Below are 24,761 nucleotides of genomic sequence, written 5' to 3' on the forward strand. Positions count from 1 at the left end.
GGGACGGGCCGGGACCCCCTCTTGGCGACTCGGCCCGCACACGGTAGGAATGGACCCATGACCTTGTTGCGCGCCCTTGCCCGGCCGATGCTGGCCAGTTACTTCGTCCTCGGCGGGGCCAAGGCCCTGAAGGACCCGCAGCCGTTCGTGGCGGCGGCGGAGCCCGTCGCGCAGTGGATGGTGCCGATGGCGAAGAAGTTCGTGCCGGACGAGATCGTCGACAAGATTCCCGATGACACCGCGACCCTGGTCCGGATCAATGGTGCGCTGCAGCTGTTCGGCGGCCTCGCCCTGGCCAGCGGCAAGGGCCGTCGGCTCGGTTCAGCCATGCTGGCAGCTTCGCTGGTGCCGGCCACCCTGGCTCGGCACCCGTTCTGGAAGCGGACCGATCCGGAGGAGAAGGCCGCGGACAAGAACCACTTCATGAAGAATGTGGCGCTGATGGGCGGCGTGCTGATCGCCTCGGCCGACACCGAGGGCAAGCCGAGCCTGGTCTGGCGGGCCCACGCCGGCGCGGACGCTCTCACCCATGACACGAAGAGGGCTCGCAAGCGGGTGACCAAGAAGGGCCGCCGGACCGCGGACCTGGCCATCGCCGAGGGCGCGCGGGTGGTCGAGGCAGTCGTCAGGGAGAGCCGCCGGGCCAAGAAGACCGCCGAGCGGGAGGCCAAGCGGGCCGCCTCCGCGGTGGAGCGCGAGCTGTCGGACGCCAAGGACCAGGCCGTACGTCAGGCGAAGACCGCGAAGCGCGAGGCCCGGCACGCCACCCGGGCGGCCAAGCAGGAGGCGAAGCTGATCGGCAAGAACATCGAGCTCGGGCTCAACTGACCCGCTCTTCGACAGTCATCATGGCGTTCTTCGACAGTCATCATGGCGTTCCTGCGTGACCCCGCGCCCTGAACCCGTCGAAAACTCGGCAGAACGCGACTTCTCCCGCCTGGGAGCGTCAATCCCCCTCGAAAACTCGACAGAACACGACTTCTCGCGCCTAGGAGCGTCAATCCCCCTCGAAAACTCGACAGAACACGACTTCTCGCGCCCTAGGAGCGTCAAACCCGCTCGAAAACTCGACAGAACGCGAGTTTTCGCGGCCAAGGTCGCGGATCCCGGTCCACACACTCGGCAGAACGCGACTTCTTGGCAACCACCTCGTCGGCTCAGCGTTCCCATCCTCTGGCGCCAACGACACCACCACCAGGTGACGCCCAGGAGAAGCATCAAGCTCAGAGCGAGCGCGGAAGGCACTTCGACAACCTCAGAGCGCTAAGGCTCAGAGCGGATTCGCGCCCTGAGCCTGTCGAAGGGCGAACACCGCCGCCGATAGACTCGCGAGCGTGTCAACACCACAGCAGCAGCCCTGGCCCGCACCGATCGCTCAGGCACCGGTCGAGGCGACCGTACTGATCCCGGGATCGAAATCCGAGACCAACCGTGCTCTGGTGCTGGCTGCCCTGGCCACCGGCCCCTCGGTGATCACCGATGGGCTCGACTCCCGCGACACCCGGCTGATGCGCGACGCCCTGCGGGCGCTGGGGGTGGGCATCACCGAGGCAGGCAACCAGTGGACGGTCCAACCACCCAGCACCCTCTCCGCCGGCGGCACCGTGGACTGCGGCCTGGCCGGGACCGTGATGCGGTTCGTCCCACCGATCGCCGCCCTGGTCAACGGCTCCGTGTCCTTCGACGGCGACGAGCAGGCGTACGCCCGGCCGATGGACGTGATGCTGGCGGCCCTGGACCAGCTGGGCGTGACTGTCGAAGACCAGGCGACCTCGCTCCCCTTCACCCTCACCGGCACCGGCCGACCGGCGGGCGGGGTGGTGACCATCGACGCCTCGTCGTCCAGCCAGTTCGTCTCAGGGCTGCTGCTGGCCGGCGCCAAATATGCCGAGGGCATCGACATCCGACACGACGGCGAGCCGATCCCGTCGCTGCCGCACATCGAGATGACGGTCGCGATGCTGCGTGCCCGCGGCGTCCAGGTCGACGACTCGGAGCCTGACCGCTGGGTGGTCGCACCCGGTCCGATCCGCCCGCTCGACGTCAGCATTGAGCCCGACCTGAGCAACGCCGCGCCCTTCCTGGCCGCCGCGGCCGTCACCGGCGGTACCGTCACCATTCCGCACTGGCCGACCCGCACCCTGCAGCCCGGCGACCACCTGCGCGGCATCCTCGAACAGTTCGGTGCCGAGGTACGGCTGACCGAGGCCGGCCTGACCGTGCACGGCACCGACCAGCTGCACCATGTCGATCTCGACCTGCGCGAGGCCAGCGAGCTCACTCCGGTGGTGGCCGCCGTCGCCGCGCTCGCCAACACCACCAGTCACATCCGCGGTGTCGGCCACATCCGCGGTCACGAGACCGACCGGTTGGCGGCGCTTGAGTTCGAGCTGAACAGTCTGGGCGGCCACGTCGTCCAGACCGACGACGGGCTGACCATCCATCCACGGCTGATGTACAGCGGTGAATGGCGGACCTACGCCGACCACCGGCTGGCTCAAGCCGGTGCGGTGCTGGGCCTGGTGATCGACGACATCGTGCTCGACGACGTGTCCTGCGTCGACAAGACCATGCCCGAGTTCGTGACGCTGTGGCAGCAGATGCTGGCCGGTTCGGAGCGGCGCAGCGGGGTCGCGGAGGCGCGGGAGTGACGTCCCGGGGACTGCGCACCGACGATCAGGACGGCTTCGACCGCCCGCGTCGACGGACGAGGCCCCGTACCAAGGACCGGCCCGACTACTCCGACGCGGAGATCGGAATGGTGATCACGGTGGACCGTGGCCGGTACCGCTGTCTGGTCGGCGACGACCGCGAGGTGAGCGCAGCCAAGGCTCGCCAGCTGGGTCGCGGCGGGGTGATCGTCGGAGACCGGGTACGGCTGGTGGGTGATACCAGCGGCGAGGAGGGCACCCTGGCCAGGATCGTCCAGGTCGAGGAGCGCGAGACCGTGCTGCGTCGGACCGCCGACGACGACGACCCGTACGAGCGACCGATCGTGGCCAATGCGGACCAGCTGGCGATCGTGACCGCCCTTGCCGACCCGCCGCCGCGGACCGGGATGATCGACCGCATCCTGGTCGCCGGCTACGACGCGGGGCTGCAGCCGCTGCTCTGCCTGACCAAGGCCGATCTCGCCTCGCCGGACGAGCTGGTGGAGGCCTACGAGCCGCTGAACGTACCGATCGTCGTCACCCGCCCCGACTCGGATCTCAGCACCCTGCGCGGGCTGTTGGCCGGCCATCGCAGCGTCTTCGTCGGACACTCGGGCGTCGGGAAGTCGACGTTGGTCAATGCCCTGATCCCCGGAGTGGACCGCGCCATCGGGATCGTCAACGAGGTCACCGGGCGCGGGCGGCACACCTCCACCTCGGCGATCGCGCTGCTGCTGCCCGAGCCGGGCGGCTGGGTGATCGACACGCCTGGCGTCCGCTCGTTCGGGCTCAGCCACGTCAGCCCGGCCAATATCGTCGCAGCCTTCAGCGACCTCAGCGCGTTCACCGGCGACTGCCCGCGCGGGTGCTCGCACGACAACGCGGCGGTCGGGTGTGGGTTGGACGAGGCGGTCGAGCGGGGCCAACTTTCGCGGCGGAGGCTGGAGTCGTTTAGACGGATGCTGACGTCCGGCCAGTAGCGTAGGGCCATGCCCGCATCCGCCCACACCGGCCTCACCGACGATCTCCGCCTGGCGCACCTGCTCGCCGATGATGCCGACTCCCTCACCATGAGCCGCTTCAAGGCGCTCGACCTGCACGTCACAGCGAAGCCTGATCTGACCCCTGTCACCGACGCCGACACCGCCGTCGAGCAGCTGCTGCGCAAGACGTTGGGACGGGCCCGGCCGCGTGACGCGGTGCACGGCGAGGAGATGGAGGACACCGGTTGGGGGCCGCGGCGTTGGGTGATCGACCCGATCGACGGGACCAAGAACTTCGTCCGCGGTGTGCCGGTGTGGGCCACGCTGATTTCGTTGATGATCAACGACGAACCGGTGGTCGGGGTGGTGAGTGCACCGGCCCTGGGCCGACGCTGGTGGGCCAGCTCCGGTTCGGGCGCCTATGTCGGGAAGTCACTGATGTCGGCCACGCCCTGCCATGTGTCCGATGTGGCCGAGATCGCCGACGCCTCACTCAGCTATTCCTCCATCGACGGCTGGGTCAAGTCCGGGCACGGCCAGCAGTTCGTCGATCTGATGCGCGACTGCTGGCGGACCCGCGCCTTCGGCGACTTCTGGTCCTACATGCTGGTGGCTGAGGGCGCGGTCGACATCGCCTGCGAGCCCGACCTGGCCCTGCACGACATGGCCGCTTGTGCAGTGGTGGTGACCGAGGCGGGCGGACGATTCACCGACCTGGACGGCAGGCCCGGACCCAACGGCGCCGGCGCCTATGCGACCAACGGCAGGCTGCACGACGAGGTGCTGGCCCGGCTCCGCGGCGACCGGGACTTCGACGAAGATGATGACGACACTGCCGAGACAGACACCGAGTAGGAGACAATGAGCCATGGATCTCAGTCATCGCTTCACCCTGCCGGTCGGGATCGACGAGGCCTGGCGGGCACTGACCAACCTGGAGTGGGTCACGCCTTGTGTCCCCGGTGCGACCCTGGGCTCGGTTGACGGCAACACGTTCACCGGCTCGGTCAAGGTCAAGCTCGGTCCGATCTCGCTGTTCTATCTCGGCACCGGCGCCATCGTCGAGCGGGACGCCCGGCGGCACCGCGCGGTGGTCGAGGCCAAGGGCCGTGACCAGCGCGGCAACGGCAAGGTCTCGATGGCGGTGACGATGCGGCTGACGCCAGCCCAGCGGGGCACCACAGTGACGGTGGACACCGACCTGGCGATCAACGGCAAACCCGCCCAGCTGGGCAGCGACGTCGTACAGGAGGTCAGCAACCGGCTGATGGACCGCTTCGTCAACAGTGTCTCGACCAAGCTCGGAGTCACTACGACGCCGGAGCCGGGCCTGTCGGCGGTGGCAGCAGGTGAGGCGGGTGCCGGCGGCGAACGCACCGCAGGCTCGCCCAAGCCTGAGGTGGTTGGCGCGGACGAGGTCGGGAAGAGGCGCCAGGCCCGGGCCCTGTCGATGCTGAGAAGCTATGCCGCACCCACGCTGGGGGCGCTGGTCGTCCTGGTGGCCCTGCTGGTGATCGTCCGCAAGATCCTCCGTCGGTCCCGCTGAGGGGACCGTCAGCTCAGCTCCGCGCCTCGATCACCCGAAGCCGTACGGTCTCGGCCAGACCCTGCAGCTTGTCGATCAGCTCAGGGGTGATGGTCGAACCGATGTCGGTGATCACGTAGCCGAGGTCACCACGGGTCGACAGCATCTGGTGCTCGATGTTGGCACCGTAGTCAGCCAGCACGCCGTTGACCATCGCCAGCACACCCGGCACGTTCTTGTGCAGGTGCAGGATGCGGTGGTTGCTGCTCTCGGGGACCTGCACCTGTGGCATGTTCACCGACATGTTTGTCGTCCCGGTGAAGGCAAAATCGCGCAGCTTGCCGGCCACGAACCGCCCGATGTCCTCCTGCGCCTCCTCGGTCGAGCCGCCGATGTGGGGAGTCAGGATGACATTCGGGATCCCTTGCAGGCTTGAGGTGAAGGGCTCCCCTGCCACCTTCGGCTCCTCATGGAAGACGTCCAACGCGGCACCGGCGATGTGGCCCGACAGCAGGTGTTCCCGCAATGCCTCATGATCAACGACGAAGCCTCGGCAGAGATTGAGGAACAGGCTCCGCGGGCGCATCTTGGCGAACTGCTCGGCTCCGAACAACCCGGCGTTGCCCTCGCGTCCGTCGACGTGCAGGGTGACCGTCTCCGCCTCGGCCAGCAGCTCGTCCAGCGTCTCGCAGCGTTGGGCGTTGCCGAGGGCGAGCTTGTCGGCGATGTCGTAGAACAGCACCCGGAAGCCGAGCGACTCCGCTACCACCGACAGCTGGCTGCCGATGTTGCCGTAGCCGACGATGCCGAGCGTGCGACCACGTACCTCGTGGGCGCCCTTGGCCGACTTGTCCCAGATGCCGGCATGCATCATCTGGTTCTTGTCCGTCAGGTGGCGGGCCATCGCGATGATCTCGGCAATGGCGAGCTCGACGACGCTGCGGGTGTTCGAGAAGGGCGCATTGAAGACAGCAGTGCCCTGCCGGGCGGCGGCGGCAAGGTCGATCTGGTTCGTGCCGATGCAGAAGGCCCCGATTCCGAGCAGCAGCGGCGACTTGTCCAGCACCGTCCGGGTCACGTGCGTCTTGGACCGGATCCCGAGGAAGTCGACCCCGTCCAAGGCCTCGATCAGCTCGGCCTCGTCCAGCGCGCCCTTGGCGGTGTCGACCTCAAACCCTCGCTCGGTCAACAGCCTGCGTGCCTCGGGGTGGATGTTCTCAAGCAGTAGCGCCTTCATCGATCCTCGTCAGGTGATGTGACCCGCGTTGGGGTCGGTGGTTGTCGACCCCAGTCTAGGAAACGCCGGCAGGCCTCGGTCGCCGGTCTCAGCGGGCAGCCCACCCGCGGCCGTCCGGGTTCAGGCGTCGACCGCCGCCACCAGGGCGGCGTAGGCCTCGTCCACCCGGCCGTCGACGGTGGTGATGGTGATCGTCCCCGGCCGGCTCCGGACCACGTCCAGCACCGCGGCGTAGTAGTCCCGCAGCAGCTCCTCGCCGCCGGCGCGCTCCACCAGGGCTGTGGCGTCGCGGTGGGTTGGCGATGCGGCCTGCTCCGAACGCCGGGCGAACCGCGCGACCGTCTCCTCCGGGCTGTTCAGCAGGGCGATCTCGACGAAGGTGGACCCGGTTTCCTCAGCGACCCGCTCGAGCTCCAGCACGAACGGCAACCGTCCCAGCAGCTGCGGGACCACCACGTCCTGGCCCGCCGCCAGCTGCACCCGGGCCATCGCCACCGCCAGGGCGCGGGCCCGCAGCCCAGCTTCACCCGCCCGGTCGAACCAGCCGCCGAGCATGCCCCGGATCTCGTCGATGTCCAGCACCAGCGTCAGCGGGTGCGCATCGGCATACCTCCGGGCCAGCGTGGACTTGCCGCTCGCGGGGGCACCGTTGATCAGGACGAGGCGGGGCACCGGGGCACGGTACCAGCGCTGCCAGCATCACCCGGCCCCGCACACCGAATTCGTGCACACCGAATTCGCGCACCGAGTCCCAGCACCTGGGCGGGCATTTGTGTTGTCGGGCATCGTGAGGAACGGTGGATGGGTCCCAACCGCTATCGGAAAGAGAGAGTTCATGCTCACCCTCACCGAGAACGCCAGCACGATTGTCAAGACCATCGCGACCCAGACCGTCGGCACCGAAGACGCCGGCCTGCGGATCAGCGCCCAGGAAGGCACCGCCGGCGACTTCGCCGTTGCCCCCGCCGAAGCACCCGAGCCGGGTGACCAGGTGGTCGAGAGCGAGGGTGCCAAGGTGTTCCTCGAAGAGACCGCCTCGGCCGCCCTGTCCGACAAGATCCTGGACGCGCAGGTCGACCAAGCCGGCTCGGTCCAGTTCCAGATCGGCCAGCAGGCCTGAGCTGCCCGCACGATGCGCGTTGACCGGATCGGTTTCACCGCGCTGAAGGGCGCCGCCCACAGCGAGCACGACCAGGTCGAGCTCGCTGTGGGCGGCCCCGTCGGGGACCGGCTCTTCTGCCTCCTCGACCCCGGTCAGGACCGGGTGCTCCGCACCGTTGAGAACCCGTGGTTCCTTACCGCCGCCGCCCAATGGGACGGCACCACGCTCAGCCTCCAGCATCGCGACGGCCTGCTCAAGGGCCCTGCTGAAGGCACCGGCGACTTCCGCTACGTCGACTACTGGGGGCGGCGCGTCGAGGTCGAGATCCTTCACGGGCCGTGGGCGGCGCCGTACCGCCGTCGCCTCGGGCGTCCGGTCGAGCTGGTCCGCTCGACTGTGCCCTCGGCCCTGGTCTACGGTGCTCCGGTCAGCCTGGTCAGCTCCAGCTCGCTGTCCACCCTGGCCGAGGCTTCCGGCGTGCCGGTGACCGAGCTGGCCGTCCGGCTACGGATGACCTTCACTGTCGACACCCCTGGACTGCCGGCCCACGTCGAGGACGATTGGGTCGGGGCAGAGCTGACCCTCGGTGACGCCCGGGTGGCCGTCACCTCGACCATCCCCCGCTGTGCGGTGATCAACCTCAACCCGGCGACCGGGCTCCCCGACCGACCGGTGTTGACTGCGCTGGCCCGGTACCGGCGCACCGACGCAGCCGTCCCGCTGGGGGTGGATGCCGTCGTCACCTGCCCTGGCACGGTCCGGCGGGGCGACCCGGTCCGGGCCGGGTAGGGCGGACACGCTCAGGGGATGCGCGGCACCGCGGCCAGCAGCTCGCGGGTGTACTGCTGCTGCGGGTTGGCGTAGATCTGTTCGGTGGGCCCCAGTTCCACCAGCTGACCGGACTTCATCACGGCGACCGTGTCGCAGACGTGGCGCACCACGGTCAGGTCATGGCTGACGAAGACCATGGTGAGCTGGAAGTCACGCACCAGTGAGTTGAGCAGGTTCAGCACCTGAGCCCGCACGGACACGTCCAGGGCAGAAACCGGCTCGTCGGCGATCAGCACCTGCGGCCGCGGCGCCAGCGCTCGGGCGATCGCGATCCGCTGACGTTGACCACCCGAGAACTCGTGCGGATAACGCCGAGCGAGACTCAGCGGCAGACCGACCGCGTCCATCACCTCGGCCAGCCGCTGCCTGCTGTCGGTGGGCACATCCGGCCGGTGCCGCAGCAGCCGCGAACGCAGCGGCTCGGTGATGATGTCGGCCACCCGCATCCGCGGGTCGAGCGACGACCGCGGGTCCTGGAACACCAGCTGCACCGCACTCCGCAGGAAACCGAGTTGTGACTCCCGGAGGCTGGTGATGTCTCGGCCACGGAACCTGATCTGCCCGCTGGTCGGCCGGTCCAAAGCCGCCATCAGCCGGATGAGGGTGGACTTGCCGGAGCCCGACTCGCCAACGATGCCGAGTCGCTCGCCCTGCTGCACCGACAGCGAGACCCCGCGAACCGCCGCCACCGCGTGCGGACCGTGGCCGAAGGTCCGGACGAGCTCGGACACCTCGTACAGCGACGGCGGCGATCCCTCCGCACTCACCGGGGCCACGACGCCTGGTCCGGCCGGTAGAAGTCGGCAAGGGTCGGCAGCCGCTGTCCGGGCTGGACCTGGTCGAGCCGCGCGGTGGCGACCAGGCCGGCGGTGTACGGGTGCCGCGGTTGTCCGAACACGTCGGTCACCGGACCGGCGTCGACGATGCGTCCTTCCAGCATGACGAGCACATCGGAACAGACCTGGCTGACCACAGCGAGGTCGTGGCTGATGAACAGGCAGCCCTCGTGCTCCGCGGTGAGCGCCGCGTCCAGGACACGGAGCACCTTCGCCTGCACCGTCACGTCGAGCGCGGTGGTCGGCTCGTCGCAGATCAACAGGTCCGGGTGGTTGACCAGAGCCATCGCCAGCACCACCCGCTGCCGCTGGCCGCCCGAAAGCTGGTGCGGGAAGGCGTTCACGATCCGATCGGGTTGCGGCAGGTCGACGGCGGACAGCATGTCCACCACCAGCTGCCGCGCCGTCCCGGCCGGCGCCCCCTGATGCAGTCGGATGACCTCCGCGACCTGGCGGCCCACCTGCATGGTCGGGTCCAGCGCGGTCATCGGCTCCTGGAACACCATCGCCATCCGGTCTCCCCGCAGCCGGGCCAGCACCCGGTCCGGGCGGTTGAGCAGCTCCTCGCCGCGGAACCGGACCGATCCCGACGCGGTCGCCGAGTCCGGCAGCAGGCCCATCACCGCCAGAGCGGTCAACGACTTGCCCGAGCCCGACTCCCCGATCAGCCCCAGCCGTTGCCGGTGCTGGACCTGGAACGACACCCGGTGCAGCACCCGGTGGCGGCCGCCGCGACCGAAACCGACCTCCAGGTCGCGCACCTCGAGCAGTGGCCCACTCATCGGAGCCCTTCCCGCAGCTTGGGGTCCAGTAGGTCCCGCAGGCCGTCGCCGAGCAGGTTGAAGCCGAGTACGGCCAGGGCGATCGCGAGCCCCGGCCACAGCGCCAGCAACGGGTTCGAGAACAGGTAGTTCTGGGCGTCCTTGAGCATCCGGCCCCAGGTCGGCGTGGGAGGCGGGGTGGAGAGGCCGAGGTAGCTCAGAGCCGCCTCGGCCAGGATGGCGATCCCGAACGCGATCGAGGCCTGGACTCCGACCACCGGGGCGATATTGGGCAGGATGTGCCGGACCGCGATCCCGGTCCGGCCGGTGCCGGCAGCCCGAGCCGCCAGCACATAGTCGGAGGCCATCACCTGCAGCGTCCCGGCCCGGGCCACCCGCGCGAACGCCGGGATGGTGGCGATCCGATCGCGGTCATCGCCGTCCACGTCGACGCGCCGGCGGCTGCCGCCAGCAGGATGGCCAGCAGCAGGGCCGGGAAGGCGTAGAGCACGTCGGAGGCACGCATCACCACCTCCGAGAGCCAGCCGCCGGCGACCCCGGCCAGGATGCCCAGCGGCACCCCGATGACGGCCGCGATGCCGACCGCGATCACGCCGACCAGCAGGCAGATCCTGGCCGCCGACATGATCCTGCTCAGAATGTCGATGCCGAACCCGTCGGTGCCGAGCAGATGCGGCCACGCACCCGGCGGTAGCAGCCGGGCCGACGGGTCCACCCTGATCGGGTCGAAGGGCGTCCAGACCAGGGAGACCAGAGCCACCAGCACCACCGCACCGACCAGGACAGCGCCGGCCACCAGGTTCACCCGTCTCATCGGCGCCGCCCACCGTCGCTGCGCAGGCGTGGGTCGAGCGCCAGATACGACAGGTCGACTGCGGCATTGATCACCAGTACGACGAACACCAGCACCATCACCGTGCCCTGCACCAGCACCAGGTCGCGTTGCCCCACCGCCGCCAGCAGCAGCTGACCCAGCCCGGGGAGGGTGAACACCTGCTCGATCACGATCGCCCCGACGAACAGGGTGGCCAGCTGCAGACCGAGCACGGTGACCACTGAGAGGGACGCGTTGCGCAGCCCGTGCCGTACCAACGCCCGCATCCGGGTCCAGCCGACCGCGCGGGCGGTGCGGAAGTAGTCCTCGCTCAGCACGTCCAGGATCGCTGACCGGATGTAGCGCACCAGCACGGAGGACTGCACGATCGCCAGCGACACCACCGGCAGCACCAGATGGGCCGCCCATTGGCCGGGATCCTGCAGTAGCGGGATGTAGCCGTTGGCGGGCAACCAGCCGAGCCGGACGGCGAACAGGACGACCAGCATGATGCCGGCCCAGAAGGCGGGCACCGCGAGCCCGACCTGCGACAGTGCTGAGACCAGGGTGCCGGACAGTCGGCGGTTGCGGACCGCAGCCAGCATTCCCAGCGGGATGGCGATCAGCAGCGCCAGCACCATTCCGAAGAGGACCAGCCACAGGGTCACGGCCATCCGCTCGGCGATCTGCGCTGCCACCGGCAACCGGGTGAGATAGGACTCGCCGAAGTTCCCGGTCAGCATGCCCCCCACCCAGTCGAGGTAGCGGACCGCGAGCGGACGGTCGGTGCCGAGACGTTGCCGCAGCTCCGCCAGCGCCTCCGGGGTGGCGCTCTGACCGAGGATCACCTGGGCGATGTCACCCGGGAGGGCGGCGCAGACGGCGAAAACCAGTACCGAGGCGAGCGCCAGGCTGACGGCGAAGATCGCCAATCGCCTGACCACCGCAAGGAACACCGACACGCGCTCAGGTTAGTGGCAGCGCGCCGTCGGTCCAGGCATCAGGTCTTCGCGATGCCGGCCAGGTCGAAGCTGAGGGTGGTGGCGTTCTTCGGCACCCCGGTCACCTTGGTGGTGGTGACCACCAGATTCGGGAACAGGAACAGCCAGTCGGCGGCGGCGTCGTCGGCGAGAATCCGGGCCACCTGCTTCATCTTGGCGATCTGCTCGGCCTGGGTGCCCTGGTCCGCCTCGGCCACCAGCTTGGTGACCCTCGGGTTGTCGTAGCGCCAGTAGTAGGAGGGGTCGGCGTACTTGACGATGTCGCGAGGCTCGACATGGTTGACGATGGTGAGGTCGTAGTCGGCCTTGGTGAACACCTGGTCCAGCCAGCGGGGGAACTCCAGCTCCTCGATGCTGACGTCGACGCCCACGTCGTTGAGCTGGCTGGCCACAAACTGGGCCGAGCTGGTCGCATAGGGCACCACCGGTACCCGCATTCGCAGCTTCAGCCCGCCGGCGTAGCCGGCGGCCTTCAGCAGCTGGCGGGCTTTGGCCGGGTTGTACGGGTAGGTGTTGGAGAGGTCCTCATACCAGGGGTCCGTGGGCGGCACCATCGACCCGATCAGCGTCCCCTTGCCGTTCCACACCGTGTCAACGAGCGCCTTCCGGTCGATGGCGTAGTTGATCGCCTGGCGGACCCGTCGGTCCTTCAGCGCCTTGGACTGGTTGTTCAATGCCATCACCACCTCCCCGTTGGTGGTGCCCTCGATCACCGTGTACCTGGAGGTGTCCGAGAACTGGTTGATCGCCTGGGGTGCCTGCACGCTGGAGATGATGTCGAGCCCCCCGCTGAGCATGGAGCTGTTCTCGGCGTTCGGGTCGGCGAAGTAGCGGAAGGTGACCCGGCTGAAGGTGGCCTTGTCCCCCCAGTAGGCGTCGTTGCGCTTCAGCACGATCTCCGAGCCCTTGGTCCAGCGGTCCAGGGCGTATGGACCGGAGCCGGCCGGTGCCGTCGCGAAGTCTGAGGTCGCCTTGGAGTCGAACACCATGCCGGCCGTCGAGGCCATGTTGAACAGCCAGCTGTTGCTCGGCCTCGCCAGGGTGACCACCAGCGTCTTGTCGTCCTTGGCCTTGGCCGACTTCACCACCGCCAGTTGGCTCTTGGCTGCCACGTTGTCGCCCCGCCTGAAGCGCTGCATGCTCCAGACGGCGTCGGTCGCCGTGACCGGCCTCCCGTCGGGGAAGACGGCCGAGGGCTGCAGGGTGAAGGTGTAGGTGCGCCGATCCGGGCTGATCTGCCAGCGCTCGGCCAGCAGCGGCGCCATCTTCCCGTTGGAGTCGACCTTGAGCAGGGTCTCGTACACGTTGTAGAGGAACACCTGTGGAATCGAGGCCGCGTCACTCGCGCTCGGATCTAGCGTGGGAGGCTCCAGCGTGGCGCCCACAACCAGCTGCTGTCGGGCCCCGTCCTGGCCGGACCCGGACGACGGCGGGGACGTGCACGCCGCCAGCACTGTCAGCGCCACGACCGCGCAGACGAGCGCCCTGAGGCTCTTGAGTCTCACCGGTTCTCCCTCATTGGTTCGTTCGTTCGGCTCCGAACACGGGTCATGCCGTGTCCGGCACCAGGTCCGGGTAGCTCGTCCACCGGCCCCGGCTGGTCGCGGCCAGCATGGCGTTCCCGCAGGCCTCGGTGAACACGTCGGCCGCACCGGCGAGCAGGGAGTTGAACTGCAGCAGCGCGGCCCGGGGGTCGTCCGGGGGTGCCACCACCGGGGTCGCCAGCGAGAACACCGTGTCCCCGTCCAGCATCGAGTGCAACGGGCGGATGGCCCGCGCCATTCCGTCGTGGGCCACTGCGGCGATCTTGCTGCACTGCGCCTTCGTCAGCTGCGCATCGCAGAGCACGACGCCGATGGTGGTGGCGAACGAGGCGGATCCCTCGGCTGCCGCAGCCTGCAGAGCGGTGAGGTGCTGGCGGTCCAGATCGGCCCCTCGATGGTGGGCGTAGAGCCGTCCGGTGTCGGGGTCGACGGCCGAGCCGTTCGCGTTCACGACCACCGCGGCTGCCACCGAGACGCCGGAGGGAAGGGTGCGTTCGGCGTACCCGAAGCCGCCCTTCAGGCCGCCGCAGACCGCACCCGTGCCGGCGCCAACGCAACCCTGCACCGGCGCGTCGGCGGTCGCGGCGGCCAGCGCCGCCGCCCCGAAGGACGCGTCCGGCCGGTGGTCGAAGTTGTCGCCGCGACCCAGGTCGAAGATCACCGCAGCGGGGACGATCGGAACTACCTGACCGGCCTCGGGGCCCACCGGGAAGCCGATCCCGGCCTCGGCCAGTCCGGCCATCACCCCGTCGGCGGCGGCGAGACCGTAGGCGCTGCCGCCGGTCAGCACGACGGCGTGCACCCGCTCGATCAGCGCGGTCGGGTGCAGCAGGTCCGTCTCCCGGGTTCCCGGACCGCCGCCACGGACGTCGACACCACCCACTGCGCCACCACGGGCCAGGACCACCGTCGTCCCGGTCAGCCAGCCGTCAGCATCGGCGGTGTGATGGCCGATCTCGAACCCCTCGATCACGGCTCCACCCTAGTGCTGCGGTCCCACCGGGGATCGACGCGCCACGAGCGCGGACTCAGATGCCGAAGGCGTAGACCGTGCTCCAGGTGCCGGCCAGTGGCTTCATCGGCAGGAAGCCGCCGTTGCCGTTGCCTGGGTAGAGCCGGAACTTGGAGTCCACAGTCTTGGCCACCAGATCGGCATGGCCGTCGGCGTCGAAGTCACCGATGGACGTGATCGTGGCGATGGAGCCCCAACCGGTGCCGATTCTGACCGGGCTGCTGAAGTTGGTCGCCGTGCCCTTGTGCAGGTAGAGGTCGGTGCCGACCCGGGTGATCAGGTCGGGACGGCCGTCGGAGTTCCAGTCCCCCGGGCTGCGCAGCCACTTCTGGTCACCCCAGCCGGTGGCGAGTCGGGTGAAACCGGTGAACCCGGTCGAGCCGTTGCCCCAGCAGATGTAGAGGTTGCCCGAGACGTTGACCACGACCAGGTCGGGGAACGTGTCGCCGTTGAAGTCGCCGACACTGGTGAGCTCGGTGTGGTTGGACCTCAGCCCCATGTCCACCCCGGCGGAGAAGCCTCCGGTGCTCCGGCCCCGGTAGAGCAGCAGCCGTTCGCCGGTGGTGCGGGCGATCACGTCCTGGTAGCCGTCGCCGTTCCAGTCGCCGGCGTTCACGACATGGGTGAAGTTGGTCCAGCCACCGGTGCCGATCTGGACCGGGTCACCGAGGGTTCCGCCGGGCAGTGCCGGTCGTCTAACCAGGTTCCCGGCATTGGTGACCATCAGCAGGTCGGCCAGGGAGCTGGGGTCGTAGCGCCGCGGGAACGTCTCGTACGGGGTGCCGACGCCGCCGGTGATGGTGAACAGGGTGGAGCGCAGAGCGAGCTTGGTCCGGAAGGCCATCCCGGTCACGGTCTGTGAGGTGGTGCTTCCGATGATCTTGATCGACTCCACCCGGCCGCCCCAGCGCCCGTAGCCGTCCCGGCTGAGCACCTGCAGCTGCCGCACCGTGCCGACGGCCGGGTAGGCGGCCGCGATGGCGGTGGTGGTCAGTGTCGCGGTCCAGGTGTTGGGCTTGATGACGGCGTCATACGGATCGGGGTGGGCCGGTAGGTAGGGGTAGTCACCCTGGGCCGCGTAGCCGCCGTTGGAGGAGGAGAACTGGGTCAGCGCGACCGTGCTGCCGTAGGCGAGATATCTTCCCGCCGTGGCGCTGACCGCGGCGTTGCCTGCCGCGGTCTCCTGCAGCGTCCGCACGCCCCCGCTGGTGATGGCATAACCCTTGTAGACCTGGCAGGCGGTGGTGTCGCAGACGTCGTAGGTCGCTCCGGTGGCGGCACTGGCCTGCAGCCTCGCCGCATACGTGCGGGCCGCGACCGCCTGGCTACGTACCGCCTCGGGGTGCCAGGAGGTCGGCAACTCCGAGGGAACCACCGACTGCAGGTATTGCTCCATGGTCAGTGTGTTGACGGTACGCGAGGTGGTGGTGCCGATCCGCATTCCCGACACGGTGCCGCGGAACTCGCGGTAGGTGCCGTCGGTCAGCCAGACCTTGACGATCTTGGCGGTGTTGCTGAAGGTCCAGGTGCCGGGCGTCAGGGTGGTGGTGCGGGTCACCCAGTCGCCGTCAGCGTTGCGGTACTGGAGCTTCATCGTCGTTGAGGTCACCACGGCCCGCCACGCGCGGTAGCCGGTGCCGGTCGGCATGGTGTAGGAGTGGCCGTTGGTGTCGGAGACCTTCAGGCCACTGGAGGGCAGGACGCGCAGGTCGTTGTCGGTGTCCTCGGTGATCCAGACCCGGATGGTCGCTGTCACAGACCGGGTGGCCAGGGTGGTCCCCGGATAGTAGAACGCCATGATCTGCTGCCAGGTCAGGCCCTTGGTGGCCGCCCCGTAGGCGCCGTACTGGCTCATCCCCCAGCCGTGTCCGTAGCCGGCGCCGTAGAGGGTGAACACACCGGCCTTAGGGCTGACGGCGGTATCCGCTCGGGCCGGCAGGACAGTGAGGACGCTGAGAGCGGCAAGGATGAGAGCACCGAGCAGCGCCGCCACGGCGCGGGTTAGTCGGTAGCTGCGACGAGTGCCGAGAACGGCGGCGAGGCGGGATTTCATGACGATCCATTCGTACAGGGAGGCGGTGGACTGCCTCAGATCCAGCATGACACCGCAGACTCGGTGATGATCTTTCCTGTTACAGATGTGACAGGTGAGGTTATGCCTGGCCGCGCCCGGTGACGTCGGTCCCACGGGGACCGGATGGGCGGGCCCCTGCGGCCGGTGCCAGGCACCGCTGTAGCCAGAGACGAGGACAGGTGCAAGAAACCGACCATTCATCGGTCTCCGGCAGGAACGCCCAGCCTTGTCGGGATGCAGCACCCCCAGCGAGTGGTCGATTTCTTGCATGGCCCGCTGCCGATGCGCGCAAATTCCACGCGCCCTGAGCCTGTCGAAGGGCGTCATGCGCGCAGTGTCGCCCCTTCGACAGCCTGAGGGCACGATGACAAGCTCAAGAGCGCAGGGCGGGAAGGCAACACACGAATTGGCGCGTCAGCGAGGAACCACGTCAGACTCCACGCTCAGATGACACCGTGGCTCAACGCTGACGCGCCAATATGCCTGTTGGACAATCGGCAGGTGGCGAAGCCACACAGGCCCTGAGCCCGACGCGTGGTTTCCCTTCGCGTGGACTAAGTCACCCGTTGACCCGGATCAGGATGAACCCGTCGTAGCCCTTGCTGCCGACGGTCTGGATCGCTGTCGCGGACAGCCGGGGGTCGGCTCGGACGAGATCGACGAACGCCCGGACCCCCAGCACGTTCGGGTCGGTGCTGGTCTGGTCGGCGACGGCACCGCTGCGCACCGCGTTGTCCAGGATGATCACCGACCCCGGTCGGGTCAGCTGCAGCGACCGCTCGAGATAGACCGGGTTGGAGGGCTTGTCCGCGTCGATGAACACCAGGTCGAAGGGCTCCGCGCCGGACTCGATCACGGACTGCAGGGTGTCGGCTGCGGCACCGACGCGCACCTCGACCCTGTCCGCCAAGCCGGCCGCTGCCAGGTTCTCGACAGCGACGGCCGCATGGTGCGGGTCGAGTTCACAGCTGAGCAGGTGCCCGTCTGGGGGCAGCGCCCTGGCCAGCCAGATGGTGCTGTAGCCCGCCAGCGTGCCGATCTCCAGCACCCGTTGCGCACCCGCCAGTTGGACCAGCAGCTGCAACAGCTTTCCCTGGGCGGCGGACACCTGGATCTGCGGCAGTCCTGCCTCGTCAGCTCGGCGCAGGGCATCGAACAGCAGCTGGTCGGGTGCTATGAGCGGCTCGAAGTAGGTATCCACCGCACTCCACAGCGCTGTCTCCTCGGTCATGACCGCGATCCTAGCCAGCCCGACGGCGCTCCCGGCTCCGACGTCCTCTTGTCCCCGCTAAGCGGTCAGTTTCCCAAGTCGACTTGGGAAACTGACCAGGAGCGGGTCCGGAGAACCACCAGCCGCCTCGACGACGAACGGCCCCGGCCACGACCGCCGGAGCGGTCGCGGCCGGGGCCGTGAGCGGATCTGCTCAGTCGACGGTGACCTCGGCGCCCTTCTGGGCCGACGCATAGCAGGCGTCCACGACGACGGAGCGGGACAGGCCCATCTCGCCGCGGTGCTGCTCCCAGTCACCGGAGCGGACCAGGACCAGGAAGTCCTGCACCGCCTCGGTATGGCCGCCACTGGCTGGGATGTCGGGCTGCAGCTCTGCCGGCACACCCGCAACCTCGGTCCAGACGTCCAGCTTGGTGTAGGTGGCGGGAGCGCCGCCGAGCTCGAGCGTCGCACCACCCTCGGAGCCGTAGACGTTGACGTAGATCAGGTCATGCGGGATCCAGCTCGCCCAGCTGGTCTCCAGCAGCAGAGTGCTGCCGGTGTCCAGGCGCATGAAGGCCGTGGACAGATCCTCCACCTCGAAGTCGACCGCTCCGCTGCCGCCGGACTTGGCACCGGCCAGCCCACCGGCGCCGCCGCGGCCACGCGGGCCGAACTCGGCGTAGGTCGCCGCACTGACGGTCGTCACCCGCGGCTCGTTCAGCAGATGCATGGCCATGTCCAGCATGTGCACGCCGATGTCCATCATCGGTCCGCCACCGGCGGTGGCCATCTTGGTGAACCAACTGCCGAGCCCCGGGATGCCGGAGCGTCGGAGCCAGCCGGCCTTGGCGTAGTAGATGTTGCCCAGGATGCCCTGGTCGATGATCTTCTTCAGCGCCTTCACCTGACCGCCGCGACGGTGGTTGAAGAGCACGTCCAGCACCCGGTCGTTCGCACGGGCGGCGTCGACCATGGCCCTGGCCACGTCGGCGTTCTCAGCCATCGGCTTCTCCGACAACACATGTACGCCGGCGTTCAGCGCGGCGATGGCCATCGGTCCGTGCAGGGCGGTCGGCGTGCAGATGCTGACCACGTCAAGGTCACCCTCGGCCAACAGCTGCTCCCAGTCGGCGAACCGGAGCTCTGCGCCGTAGCGGTCACCGAGCAGCTCCAGCCGGTCCGGCTCCATCCCGGCGAGACCGACGATCTCGACATCGTCGGCGGTCGAGTAGCCGATCAGGTGCTGCTCGCCAGCCCAACCGACACCGATCACGCCGGCCCGGATCTTGCGGTCGGTCGACTCAGACATCTGCGCTCTCCTTCTGCTTCAGCTCGGCCGCGAAGAACGGCTCGGGCTGGTTGCGTACCGCCGGCGGCTGGAAGTCGGCGCTGGCTGCCGGTGCGGCCCACTCGACCGCGTTCGCCAGCACCCGCTTGATGTCGGGGTGGTGATAGACCGGATAGTCCTGGTCGCCCGGCGAGAAGTAGAACACCTTGCCCTTGCCGCGTCGGTAGCAGACGCCGGAGCGGAAGACCTCGCCGCCGGTGAACGTCGAGAGGAAGACCAGCTCATCGGGCTCGGGGATGTCGAAGAACTCCCCGTACATCTCCTGCTCGTCGATGACGATGGGCTGCGGGACGCCCTGAGCGATCGGGTGTGACGGCGAGACTGTCCAGACCAGCTCGGTGTCGCGCGAGTTCCGCCACGACAGCGAGCAGGAGGTGGCCATCAGCTTGATGAAAATCTTGCTGAAGTGCGCCGAGTGCAGCGCCAGCAGCCCCATCCCGCCCAGCACCCGCTGGTGCACCCGATCGACGACGGCGTCGTCGACCGTGTCATGGGCCATGTGGCCCCACCAGGTCAGCACATCGGTGTTCTCCAGCACCTCCTCAGTGAGCCCGTGGTCGGGCTCCTGGTGGGTGGCGGTGCGCACTTCGACGGCATCACCCAGCAGTTCTTTGATGCCTGCGGCGACAGCGCCGTGCATGCCCTCGGGATAGCGCTCGGCCATGGCCGCGCGGTCCCGCTCGGAGTTTTCGTGGTGGTTTTCGCCCCATACGGTGACGCGAATCGGAGAGTTCACATGCCTAGTCTGCCGAAACGCTTCTGGGCGAATGTACGGGGGGCGGGATGATGGTGGCCATGGACTCCGGGCGGTTCTCCCTCGAGCAGATGAAGTTGCGCGCATTCGACCTGACCGAGCGCACTGCCAGGGCCGGACGCGACACCGCGCATCGCCGGGTGCAGCGCTGGCGGTCGCGGATTTTCATGATCACCCAGTGCGCAGTCACGGCCGGGCTGGCCTGGTGGCTGGCCCAGACAGTCATCGGACACCGGCTGCCGTTCTTCGCCCCGGTGGCAGCGATCATCTGCCTGGGCTTCACCTTCGGTCAGCGCCTCCGTCGCGGGATCGAGGTCGCGATCGGGGTGGCCGTCGGGGTCTTCATCGGCGACGTGTTCGTCACGTACTTCGGCACCGGGGTGTGGCAGATCATCGTCGTCTGCCTGCTCGCCATGTCGATCGCCTCGCTGGTCGGCGCCGGCAACCTGACCATCATTCAGGCGGGTGTGCAGTCCATCATCATCATCACCCTGGTGCCTGACCCCAACCAGGCCTTCGGTCGCTGGCTGGATGCGGTGATCGGCTGTGCACTCGCCATGTTGGTGGCGACCATCGCCCCCAGTGCCCCGGTGCGCCGGCCACGGCTGCTGGCTGCCGGGTTCCTGCTGGAGATGGCCGCAACGCTGAGGGCGGTCGACCAGGCGCTGCGGGAGGGCGACCGGGACGCAGGTGACGCCGTGCTGGAGCAGGCCCGCCGCGGGCAGGACCAGATCGTCGAGCTGGACGAGGCCGTCTCCGAGGGCCTGGCTGTCGTGCGCTTCTCCCCGTTCCGACGGGGCCAGCTGCCGGCCGTCCAGGGCTACGCCGACCTGCTGGCACCACTGGACCGGGGCAACCGCAACCTTCGGGTGCTGGCGCGACGCTGCGCCATCGCCCTCTGGCGCGGTGAGACCGTGCCGCTCGCCTATCTGGTGCTGCTCACCTCGGTGGCCGAGGTGGTGGATTTCATGGCCGGCGAGCTGTACGAACGGCGGCTGCCCGTGGCCGCCCGCGACCGGCTCACCGCTCTCGGCCGGGAAAGCTCTCGGCTCAAGCTGGCCGAGTCGCTGTCGGCGATCGTCATCCTGGCCCAGGTCAGGTCACTGCTGTGTGACCTGCTGGAACTGACCGGGCTCACCTACGCCGAGGCGCGCGAGGCGATCCCGGAGATGGACTAGTTGTGATGTCCAGCGAGGTTGGTCAGCCGGGTGACTGGCGGCTTGCCTCCGATGGCGGAGTGGGCTCGGTGATGATTGTAGAAGTGGAGCCAGCCGGGCAGGGCGGTGTTGCGTTGCTCGGTTGATTCATAGAACCGGGCGTAGGCCCACCCGTCGGCCAGTGTGCGGTGGAACCGCTCGATCTTTCCGTTGGTCTGCGGCCGGTAGGGACGTGTGCGCTTGTGGGTGATGCCAAGCTCGGCGCAGGCGTCGCGCCAGGCGTGGGACCTGTAGGCCGATCCGTTGTCGGACAGCACACGCTCGACGGTGACACCGTGGTCTGTGAACCATGCCGCGGCACGATGGAGAACCTCGATCGCCGTCGCTGCCTTCTCGTCGGCACAGATCTCGGCGTAGGCCATCCGGGAGTGGTCATCGATGACGGTATGCACGTATGCGGTGCCGATCAGCGGGCCACGCACTGGGCCTCTTCGCCGCTGGGTGTCGGTTGCAGCGCGGTTGCGATCTCCTTGCTGCTTGCCGAGGTAGCGCCATCCACCACCATCGGGAATGTTGCCGAACTTGGTGACGTCGACGTGGATCAGCGAGCCGGGGTGTGGGTGTTCGTATCGGCGCAGCGGCTCGCCTGTGACCCGGTCGATATGGCAGAGCCGGTTGATCCGACAACGCACCAGTACGGCGTGCACGGTGGAGGCCTGCATCCCAAGCCGGCCGGCGATCTGGACCGGGCCGAGCCGGTGCCGCCACCGAAGCCGCACGATCCGCCGGACCACGTCCGGCGTGGTCTTTGTCGGGCTCGAATGTGGCCGCGAGCTGCGGTCGACCATCCCGGCAGCACCTTCGCTCCGATAGCGGTCGGCCCACTTCTTCGCTGTGCGAGGCGCGACCATGAACATCTTCGCAGCGGCGGCGAAGGTCCAGCCGCGGTCGACGACGAGTTCGGCGAGCCGTAAACGGGCGCGGGGGGTGAGGGCAGCGTTAGCGTGGGACACGAGGGCCTCCGGTCAGCGAAGCGGTGAACTAGACAGCTCCACTTCACAACCGGAGGCCTTCGTCTGTCAGGCAGGCTCACCGATCCCCGGCGATACAACCTCCCTGGACATCACAACTAGTCGATCCGCTCCAGCTCGACCGCCAGACAGTGCGCGTAGGCGGTCGGACGCTTCTCCGGCAGCGTGGCCACCAGGACGCCACCCGCCTGCTCGAACTCCACCGGACCGGCCCCGAGCAACCGCACCGAGGTGACGCGATCCGCCGGCGTCAGCGTCCGGATGATGGCCCGACCATCGTCTGGCCAGCGCATCTGGAAGGCGTACAGGGTGTTGCCCTTGCGGGTGAACCGGAAGTCGTCACTGGTCCAGGCGACCGCGTCCTCGACGAAGCCCTCGATCCGCACCCCGCTGCGCCCCTCGCCGGAGACCCGGAACGGGCGGGTGCCATAGATGCCCTCGCCGCAGATCGCGGTCCAGGCGGCCAGCTCGTCGAGGAGGTACAGGCACTCCTGGTCCAGGGTGCCGTCCGGCCGCTGCGGCAGGTTGAGCAGCAGGTTCCCGTTCTTCGCCACGATGTCGATGAGCATCTCGATGACGTGGCCGGGGGTCTTGTAGACGTCGCGGACGTTGTAGAACCAGTCACCTACCGAGGTGTCGGTCTGCCAGGGCTCCGGCTTGATGTCGGGCTCCTGGCTGCGCTCGATGTCGAGGATGCCGACCGAGTAGACCTCGGGGTTGCGGTCCTTCTGGTTGTAGACGGCCTGGTTGACGCCACCGTGCCGCGCAGCGCTGGTGTTGTAGAGATGCGCCACGGCCTCCAGGCCGGCGGCGTAGCCGTGCTCGCCGAACGGCAGCGGCCCGTCGGAGTAGAGCAGGTCGGGCTGGTAGCGGTCGATGACCTCCTTCATCACCGCCAGCCAGTGCTGGTGCCAGCGCTCGTTCGCCGTGTACCAGGGCTCGATCGGAAATCCCTCGGCCCGGGGGTCGTAGTGCTCCTGGTTGGCCAGATAGAGATCCTCGAACGCGGGGTCATTGCCGTCGTATGGCACTCCGGCGTACGGTCCCTGCCGGTCGCTGCCCTTGTTGTAGCGCCACCAGCTGAAGGTGGCACCGAGATGCTCGGTCAGGCCGAACGGCAGCCCGCGGCTGTCCGCGGCGGCCTTCCAGAGACCGGTGATGTCCTTGCCCGGGCCCATCTGCACCGAGTTCCAGCTGTGCAGGGCCGAGTCGTAGTTGAAAAAGTTGTCATGATGCATGGCCTGACCGACGAAGTACCGGGCGCCGGCTGCAACGAACCGGTCCATCAGGTCCTCGGCGTCGAACTGCTCGGCCTTCCACAGCTTGACCAGGTCCTTGTAGCCGACCGCCGACGGGTGGCCGTACGTCCGGAGATGGTGCCGGTACTGGTCGGTGCCCTCGCAGTAGAGGTGCCGGGCGTACCAGTCTCCGAACATCGGCACCGACTGGGCACCCCAGTGCGACCAGATCCCGAACTTGGCATCACGGAACCAGGCCGGGCAGCTGAACTCGCGCAGCGACTCGAAGCTGGGGCGGAACGGACCTTCGGCGACTGCTGGCTGCACCATGAGTGTCGGTGTCCTCTCGGGCGTGGGGGTGGTCGGCGCCTCGAGTCTTTCCTTTCCGGCAACCCAGCGTCAAGACTTCGAGGGGATATTCATTGGATGAATGCTGACCGATCCCCCAGTGTCGAATGGCTGGCGCCACGATGCGCGGCGAAAGATCGAATCTATACCTCCCCAGAGAGACTCGCCGTGGACCGCCCCGCCGGCTTCCCGCGGCCCCGATTTGGCTTCTGCGAAACCCTGACGTAGAGTCTGGTTCTGCCGACGCGGGGTGGAGCAGCTCGGTAGCTCGCTGGGCTCATAACCCAGAGGTCACAGGTTCAAATCCTGTCCCCGCTACAAGAGAAGGTCCAGGTCAGACGCTGTCTGACCTGGACCTTTGCTTTTCGGGCCACCAGTGACCTCGCACGAGGGCTCGTCCAGCGCTTCACCCGGCGCATCGCCGTTGCTCCCACCGCTCGTTGTCATAAGGTGCGGTGGTGAGCAACACGACCGTTCAGGGGGATCCGCGTCGCGCCACCCTGGTCCGGCGCATCCGGTTCCTCGTACTGTTCACGATCACCTACAACGTCATCGAGGCGGTTGTTGCGCTGCTGGCTGGAAGGTCCGCGTCATCGAGCGCGCTGCTCGGTTTCGGGCTCGACTCCGTGATCGAGGTGTCCTCGGCGCTGGCAGTGGCCTGGCAGTTCTCCCGGGATGATCATGAAGCCAGGGAGCGGACGACCCTGCGCGTCATCTCCTTCGCATTCTTCGCATTGGCTGCGTTCGTCGCGTTCGAAGCCCTCCGAAGCATTCTGACCGGAGAACCCGCCGAGCACTCGACGGTCGGCATTGCGCTGGCCGCGGTCAGCCTGATGGTCATGCCGACCGTCTCGTACCTGCAGCGCAGAACCGGAAAGGAGCTGGGATCCAGTTCGGCTGTGGCGGACTCGAAGCAGACGTTGCTCTGCACCTACATGTCCGGCGCATTGCTGGTGGGCCTGCTGCTCAACAGTGCAGTCGGCTGGTGGTGGGCCGATCCCTTCGCCGGACTGGCGATCGCCGGCCTGGCCGTTCGGGAGGGCATCGAGGCATGGAAAGGCGAGAGCTGCTGCTCAGCCGAGGCGTTGTTCGAACGCGGTGATGATGAGGCCGGGGCCGAGTCACAGCCCTGCGGCCCAGACTGCAACTGCTGACTCCTGCAAGAGATCGACCATTCGTTCCCGGTCCTTCGCGGCGCTGCGCCTAAGGGCGGGAACGCGCCCGCGACGAATGGTCGATTCCTGTCACCCCGACCCCCTCAGGACCGGCGAGAGTCGGGA

General features: G+C 68.3%; 22 protein-coding genes, 1 tRNA gene and 1 pseudogene. 10 read left to right on the top strand and 14 right to left on the bottom strand.

The features are described 5' to 3' along the window. Positions 1–57: 57 nt before the first annotated feature. The 5 genes from JOE57_RS01810 to JOE57_RS01830 all read left to right on the top strand — a co-directional run bounded on the left by JOE57_RS01810 (position 58) and on the right by JOE57_RS01830 (position 5,180). A complete protein-coding gene (locus tag JOE57_RS01810; protein WP_204916126.1) occupies positions 58–828 on the top strand; it encodes a DoxX family protein in 771 nt (256 codons plus the stop codon). 506 nt (positions 829–1,334) lie between these two features. Continuing rightward, positions 1,335–2,651: a 3-phosphoshikimate 1-carboxyvinyltransferase gene (aroA, locus tag JOE57_RS01815; RefSeq protein ID WP_420827663.1), complete on the top strand. Its 1,317-nt coding sequence runs from the start codon at positions 1,335–1,337 to the stop codon at positions 2,649–2,651. Then, positions 2,648–3,631: a ribosome small subunit-dependent GTPase A gene (gene rsgA / locus JOE57_RS01820; RefSeq protein WP_338041102.1), complete on the top strand. Its 984-nt coding sequence runs from the start codon at positions 2,648–2,650 to the stop codon at positions 3,629–3,631. Before aroA ends, rsgA begins: the two co-directional genes overlap by 4 nt. 9 nt (positions 3,632–3,640) lie before the next feature. Then, positions 3,641–4,489 (top strand): histidinol-phosphatase, encoded by an 849-nt coding sequence (gene hisN, locus JOE57_RS01825; protein WP_204916127.1) that lies wholly within the window; start codon positions 3,641–3,643, stop codon positions 4,487–4,489. 13 nt (positions 4,490–4,502) lie between these two features. Next, complete coding sequence (locus JOE57_RS01830; RefSeq protein ID WP_204916128.1) at positions 4,503–5,180, top strand: SRPBCC family protein; 678 nt, start codon at positions 4,503–4,505, stop codon at positions 5,178–5,180. 13 nt (positions 5,181–5,193) lie between these two features. Here the strand turns inward: JOE57_RS01830 and serA are convergent, their stop codons facing one another. Both serA and JOE57_RS01840 read right to left on the bottom strand, forming a co-directional pair. Beyond that, a complete protein-coding gene (gene serA / locus JOE57_RS01835) occupies positions 5,194–6,396 on the bottom strand; it encodes a phosphoglycerate dehydrogenase (protein ID WP_204916129.1) in 1,203 nt (400 codons plus the stop codon). Positions 6,397–6,516: 120 nt separating this feature from the next. After that, a complete protein-coding gene (locus tag JOE57_RS01840; protein ID WP_204916130.1) occupies positions 6,517–7,068 on the bottom strand; it encodes an AAA family ATPase in 552 nt (183 codons plus the stop codon). A gap of 163 nt (positions 7,069–7,231) precedes the next feature. On the opposite strand from JOE57_RS01840, the gene JOE57_RS01845 reads away from it, so the two are divergent. Beyond that, positions 7,232–7,516, top strand: a complete 285-nt coding sequence (locus JOE57_RS01845; protein ID WP_204916131.1) for a Fe-S cluster assembly protein HesB — start codon at positions 7,232–7,234, stop codon at positions 7,514–7,516. A 12-nt stretch (positions 7,517–7,528) separates the two neighbouring features. Next, a complete protein-coding gene (locus JOE57_RS01850) occupies positions 7,529–8,287 on the top strand; it encodes an MOSC domain-containing protein (protein ID WP_204916132.1) in 759 nt (252 codons plus the stop codon). 11 nt (positions 8,288–8,298) lie between these two features. Here the strand turns inward: JOE57_RS01850 and JOE57_RS01855 are convergent, their stop codons facing one another. From JOE57_RS01855 to JOE57_RS01900, 10 genes and pseudogenes are all read right to left on the bottom strand, one after another. Then, a complete protein-coding gene (locus JOE57_RS01855) occupies positions 8,299–9,096 on the bottom strand; it encodes an ABC transporter ATP-binding protein (RefSeq protein ID WP_425561303.1) in 798 nt (265 codons plus the stop codon). Next, positions 9,093–9,947, bottom strand: a complete 855-nt coding sequence (locus JOE57_RS01860) for an ABC transporter ATP-binding protein (RefSeq protein ID WP_204916133.1) — start codon at positions 9,945–9,947, stop codon at positions 9,093–9,095. Before JOE57_RS01860 ends, JOE57_RS01855 begins: the two co-directional genes overlap by 4 nt. Next, positions 9,944–10,761 (bottom strand): annotated as a pseudogene (locus JOE57_RS01865) (ABC transporter permease). The gene JOE57_RS01860 and the pseudogene JOE57_RS01865 overlap by 4 nt, the downstream one beginning before the upstream one ends. After that, positions 10,758–11,723, bottom strand: a complete 966-nt coding sequence (locus tag JOE57_RS01870) for an ABC transporter permease (protein WP_420827664.1) — start codon at positions 11,721–11,723, stop codon at positions 10,758–10,760. The pseudogene JOE57_RS01865 and the gene JOE57_RS01870 overlap by 4 nt, the downstream one beginning before the upstream one ends. A gap of 38 nt (positions 11,724–11,761) precedes the next feature. After that, positions 11,762–13,267: an ABC transporter substrate-binding protein gene (locus tag JOE57_RS01875; protein WP_204916134.1), complete on the bottom strand. Its 1,506-nt coding sequence runs from the start codon at positions 13,265–13,267 to the stop codon at positions 11,762–11,764. Between the two features lie 43 nt (positions 13,268–13,310). Beyond that, positions 13,311–14,279, bottom strand: coding sequence for a P1 family peptidase (locus tag JOE57_RS01880; protein WP_204916135.1), 969 nt, complete (start codon positions 14,277–14,279; stop codon positions 13,311–13,313). Positions 14,280–14,334: 55 nt separating this feature from the next. Beyond that, on the bottom strand, positions 14,335–16,371 hold the full coding sequence (locus JOE57_RS01885) for a SpoIID/LytB domain-containing protein (RefSeq protein ID WP_204916136.1): 2,037 nt from the start codon (positions 16,369–16,371) through the stop codon (positions 14,335–14,337). Between the two features lie 580 nt (positions 16,372–16,951). Further along, a complete protein-coding gene (locus tag JOE57_RS01890; RefSeq protein ID WP_204916137.1) occupies positions 16,952–17,623 on the bottom strand; it encodes an O-methyltransferase in 672 nt (223 codons plus the stop codon). A 193-nt stretch (positions 17,624–17,816) separates the two neighbouring features. Beyond that, entirely contained in the window at positions 17,817–18,914 is a 1,098-nt protein-coding gene (locus tag JOE57_RS01895) for a Gfo/Idh/MocA family protein (protein ID WP_204916138.1), read from the bottom strand. Continuing rightward, on the bottom strand, positions 18,907–19,689 hold the full coding sequence (locus JOE57_RS01900) for a ThuA domain-containing protein (RefSeq protein ID WP_338041103.1): 783 nt from the start codon (positions 19,687–19,689) through the stop codon (positions 18,907–18,909). Before JOE57_RS01900 ends, JOE57_RS01895 begins: the two co-directional genes overlap by 8 nt. Before the next feature lie 89 nt (positions 19,690–19,778). On the opposite strand from JOE57_RS01900, the gene JOE57_RS01905 reads away from it, so the two are divergent. After that, positions 19,779–20,885, top strand: a complete 1,107-nt coding sequence (locus JOE57_RS01905; protein ID WP_239578809.1) for an FUSC family protein — start codon at positions 19,779–19,781, stop codon at positions 20,883–20,885. Here JOE57_RS01905 and JOE57_RS01910 read toward each other — a convergent pair. Then, a complete protein-coding gene (locus JOE57_RS01910; RefSeq protein ID WP_204916141.1) occupies positions 20,882–21,877 on the bottom strand; it encodes an IS481 family transposase in 996 nt (331 codons plus the stop codon). The two genes, JOE57_RS01905 and JOE57_RS01910, sit on opposite strands and share 4 nt — an antisense overlap. Positions 21,878–21,993: 116 nt before the next feature. Further along, positions 21,994–23,463, bottom strand: coding sequence for an alpha-L-fucosidase (locus JOE57_RS01915; RefSeq protein ID WP_204916142.1), 1,470 nt, complete (start codon positions 23,461–23,463; stop codon positions 21,994–21,996). A 262-nt stretch (positions 23,464–23,725) separates the two neighbouring features. On the opposite strand from JOE57_RS01915, the gene JOE57_RS01920 reads away from it, so the two are divergent. Continuing rightward, positions 23,726–23,799, top strand: a tRNA-Met gene (locus JOE57_RS01920). Positions 23,800–23,939: 140 nt separating this feature from the next. Next, a complete protein-coding gene (locus JOE57_RS01925) occupies positions 23,940–24,635 on the top strand; it encodes a cation efflux transmembrane domain-containing protein (protein ID WP_204916143.1) in 696 nt (231 codons plus the stop codon). Positions 24,636–24,761 lie beyond the last annotated feature (126 nt).

This window comes from Microlunatus panaciterrae, from assembly GCF_016907535.1.
In the GTDB taxonomy this organism is placed as follows: domain Bacteria; phylum Actinomycetota; class Actinomycetes; order Propionibacteriales; family Propionibacteriaceae; genus Microlunatus; species Microlunatus panaciterrae.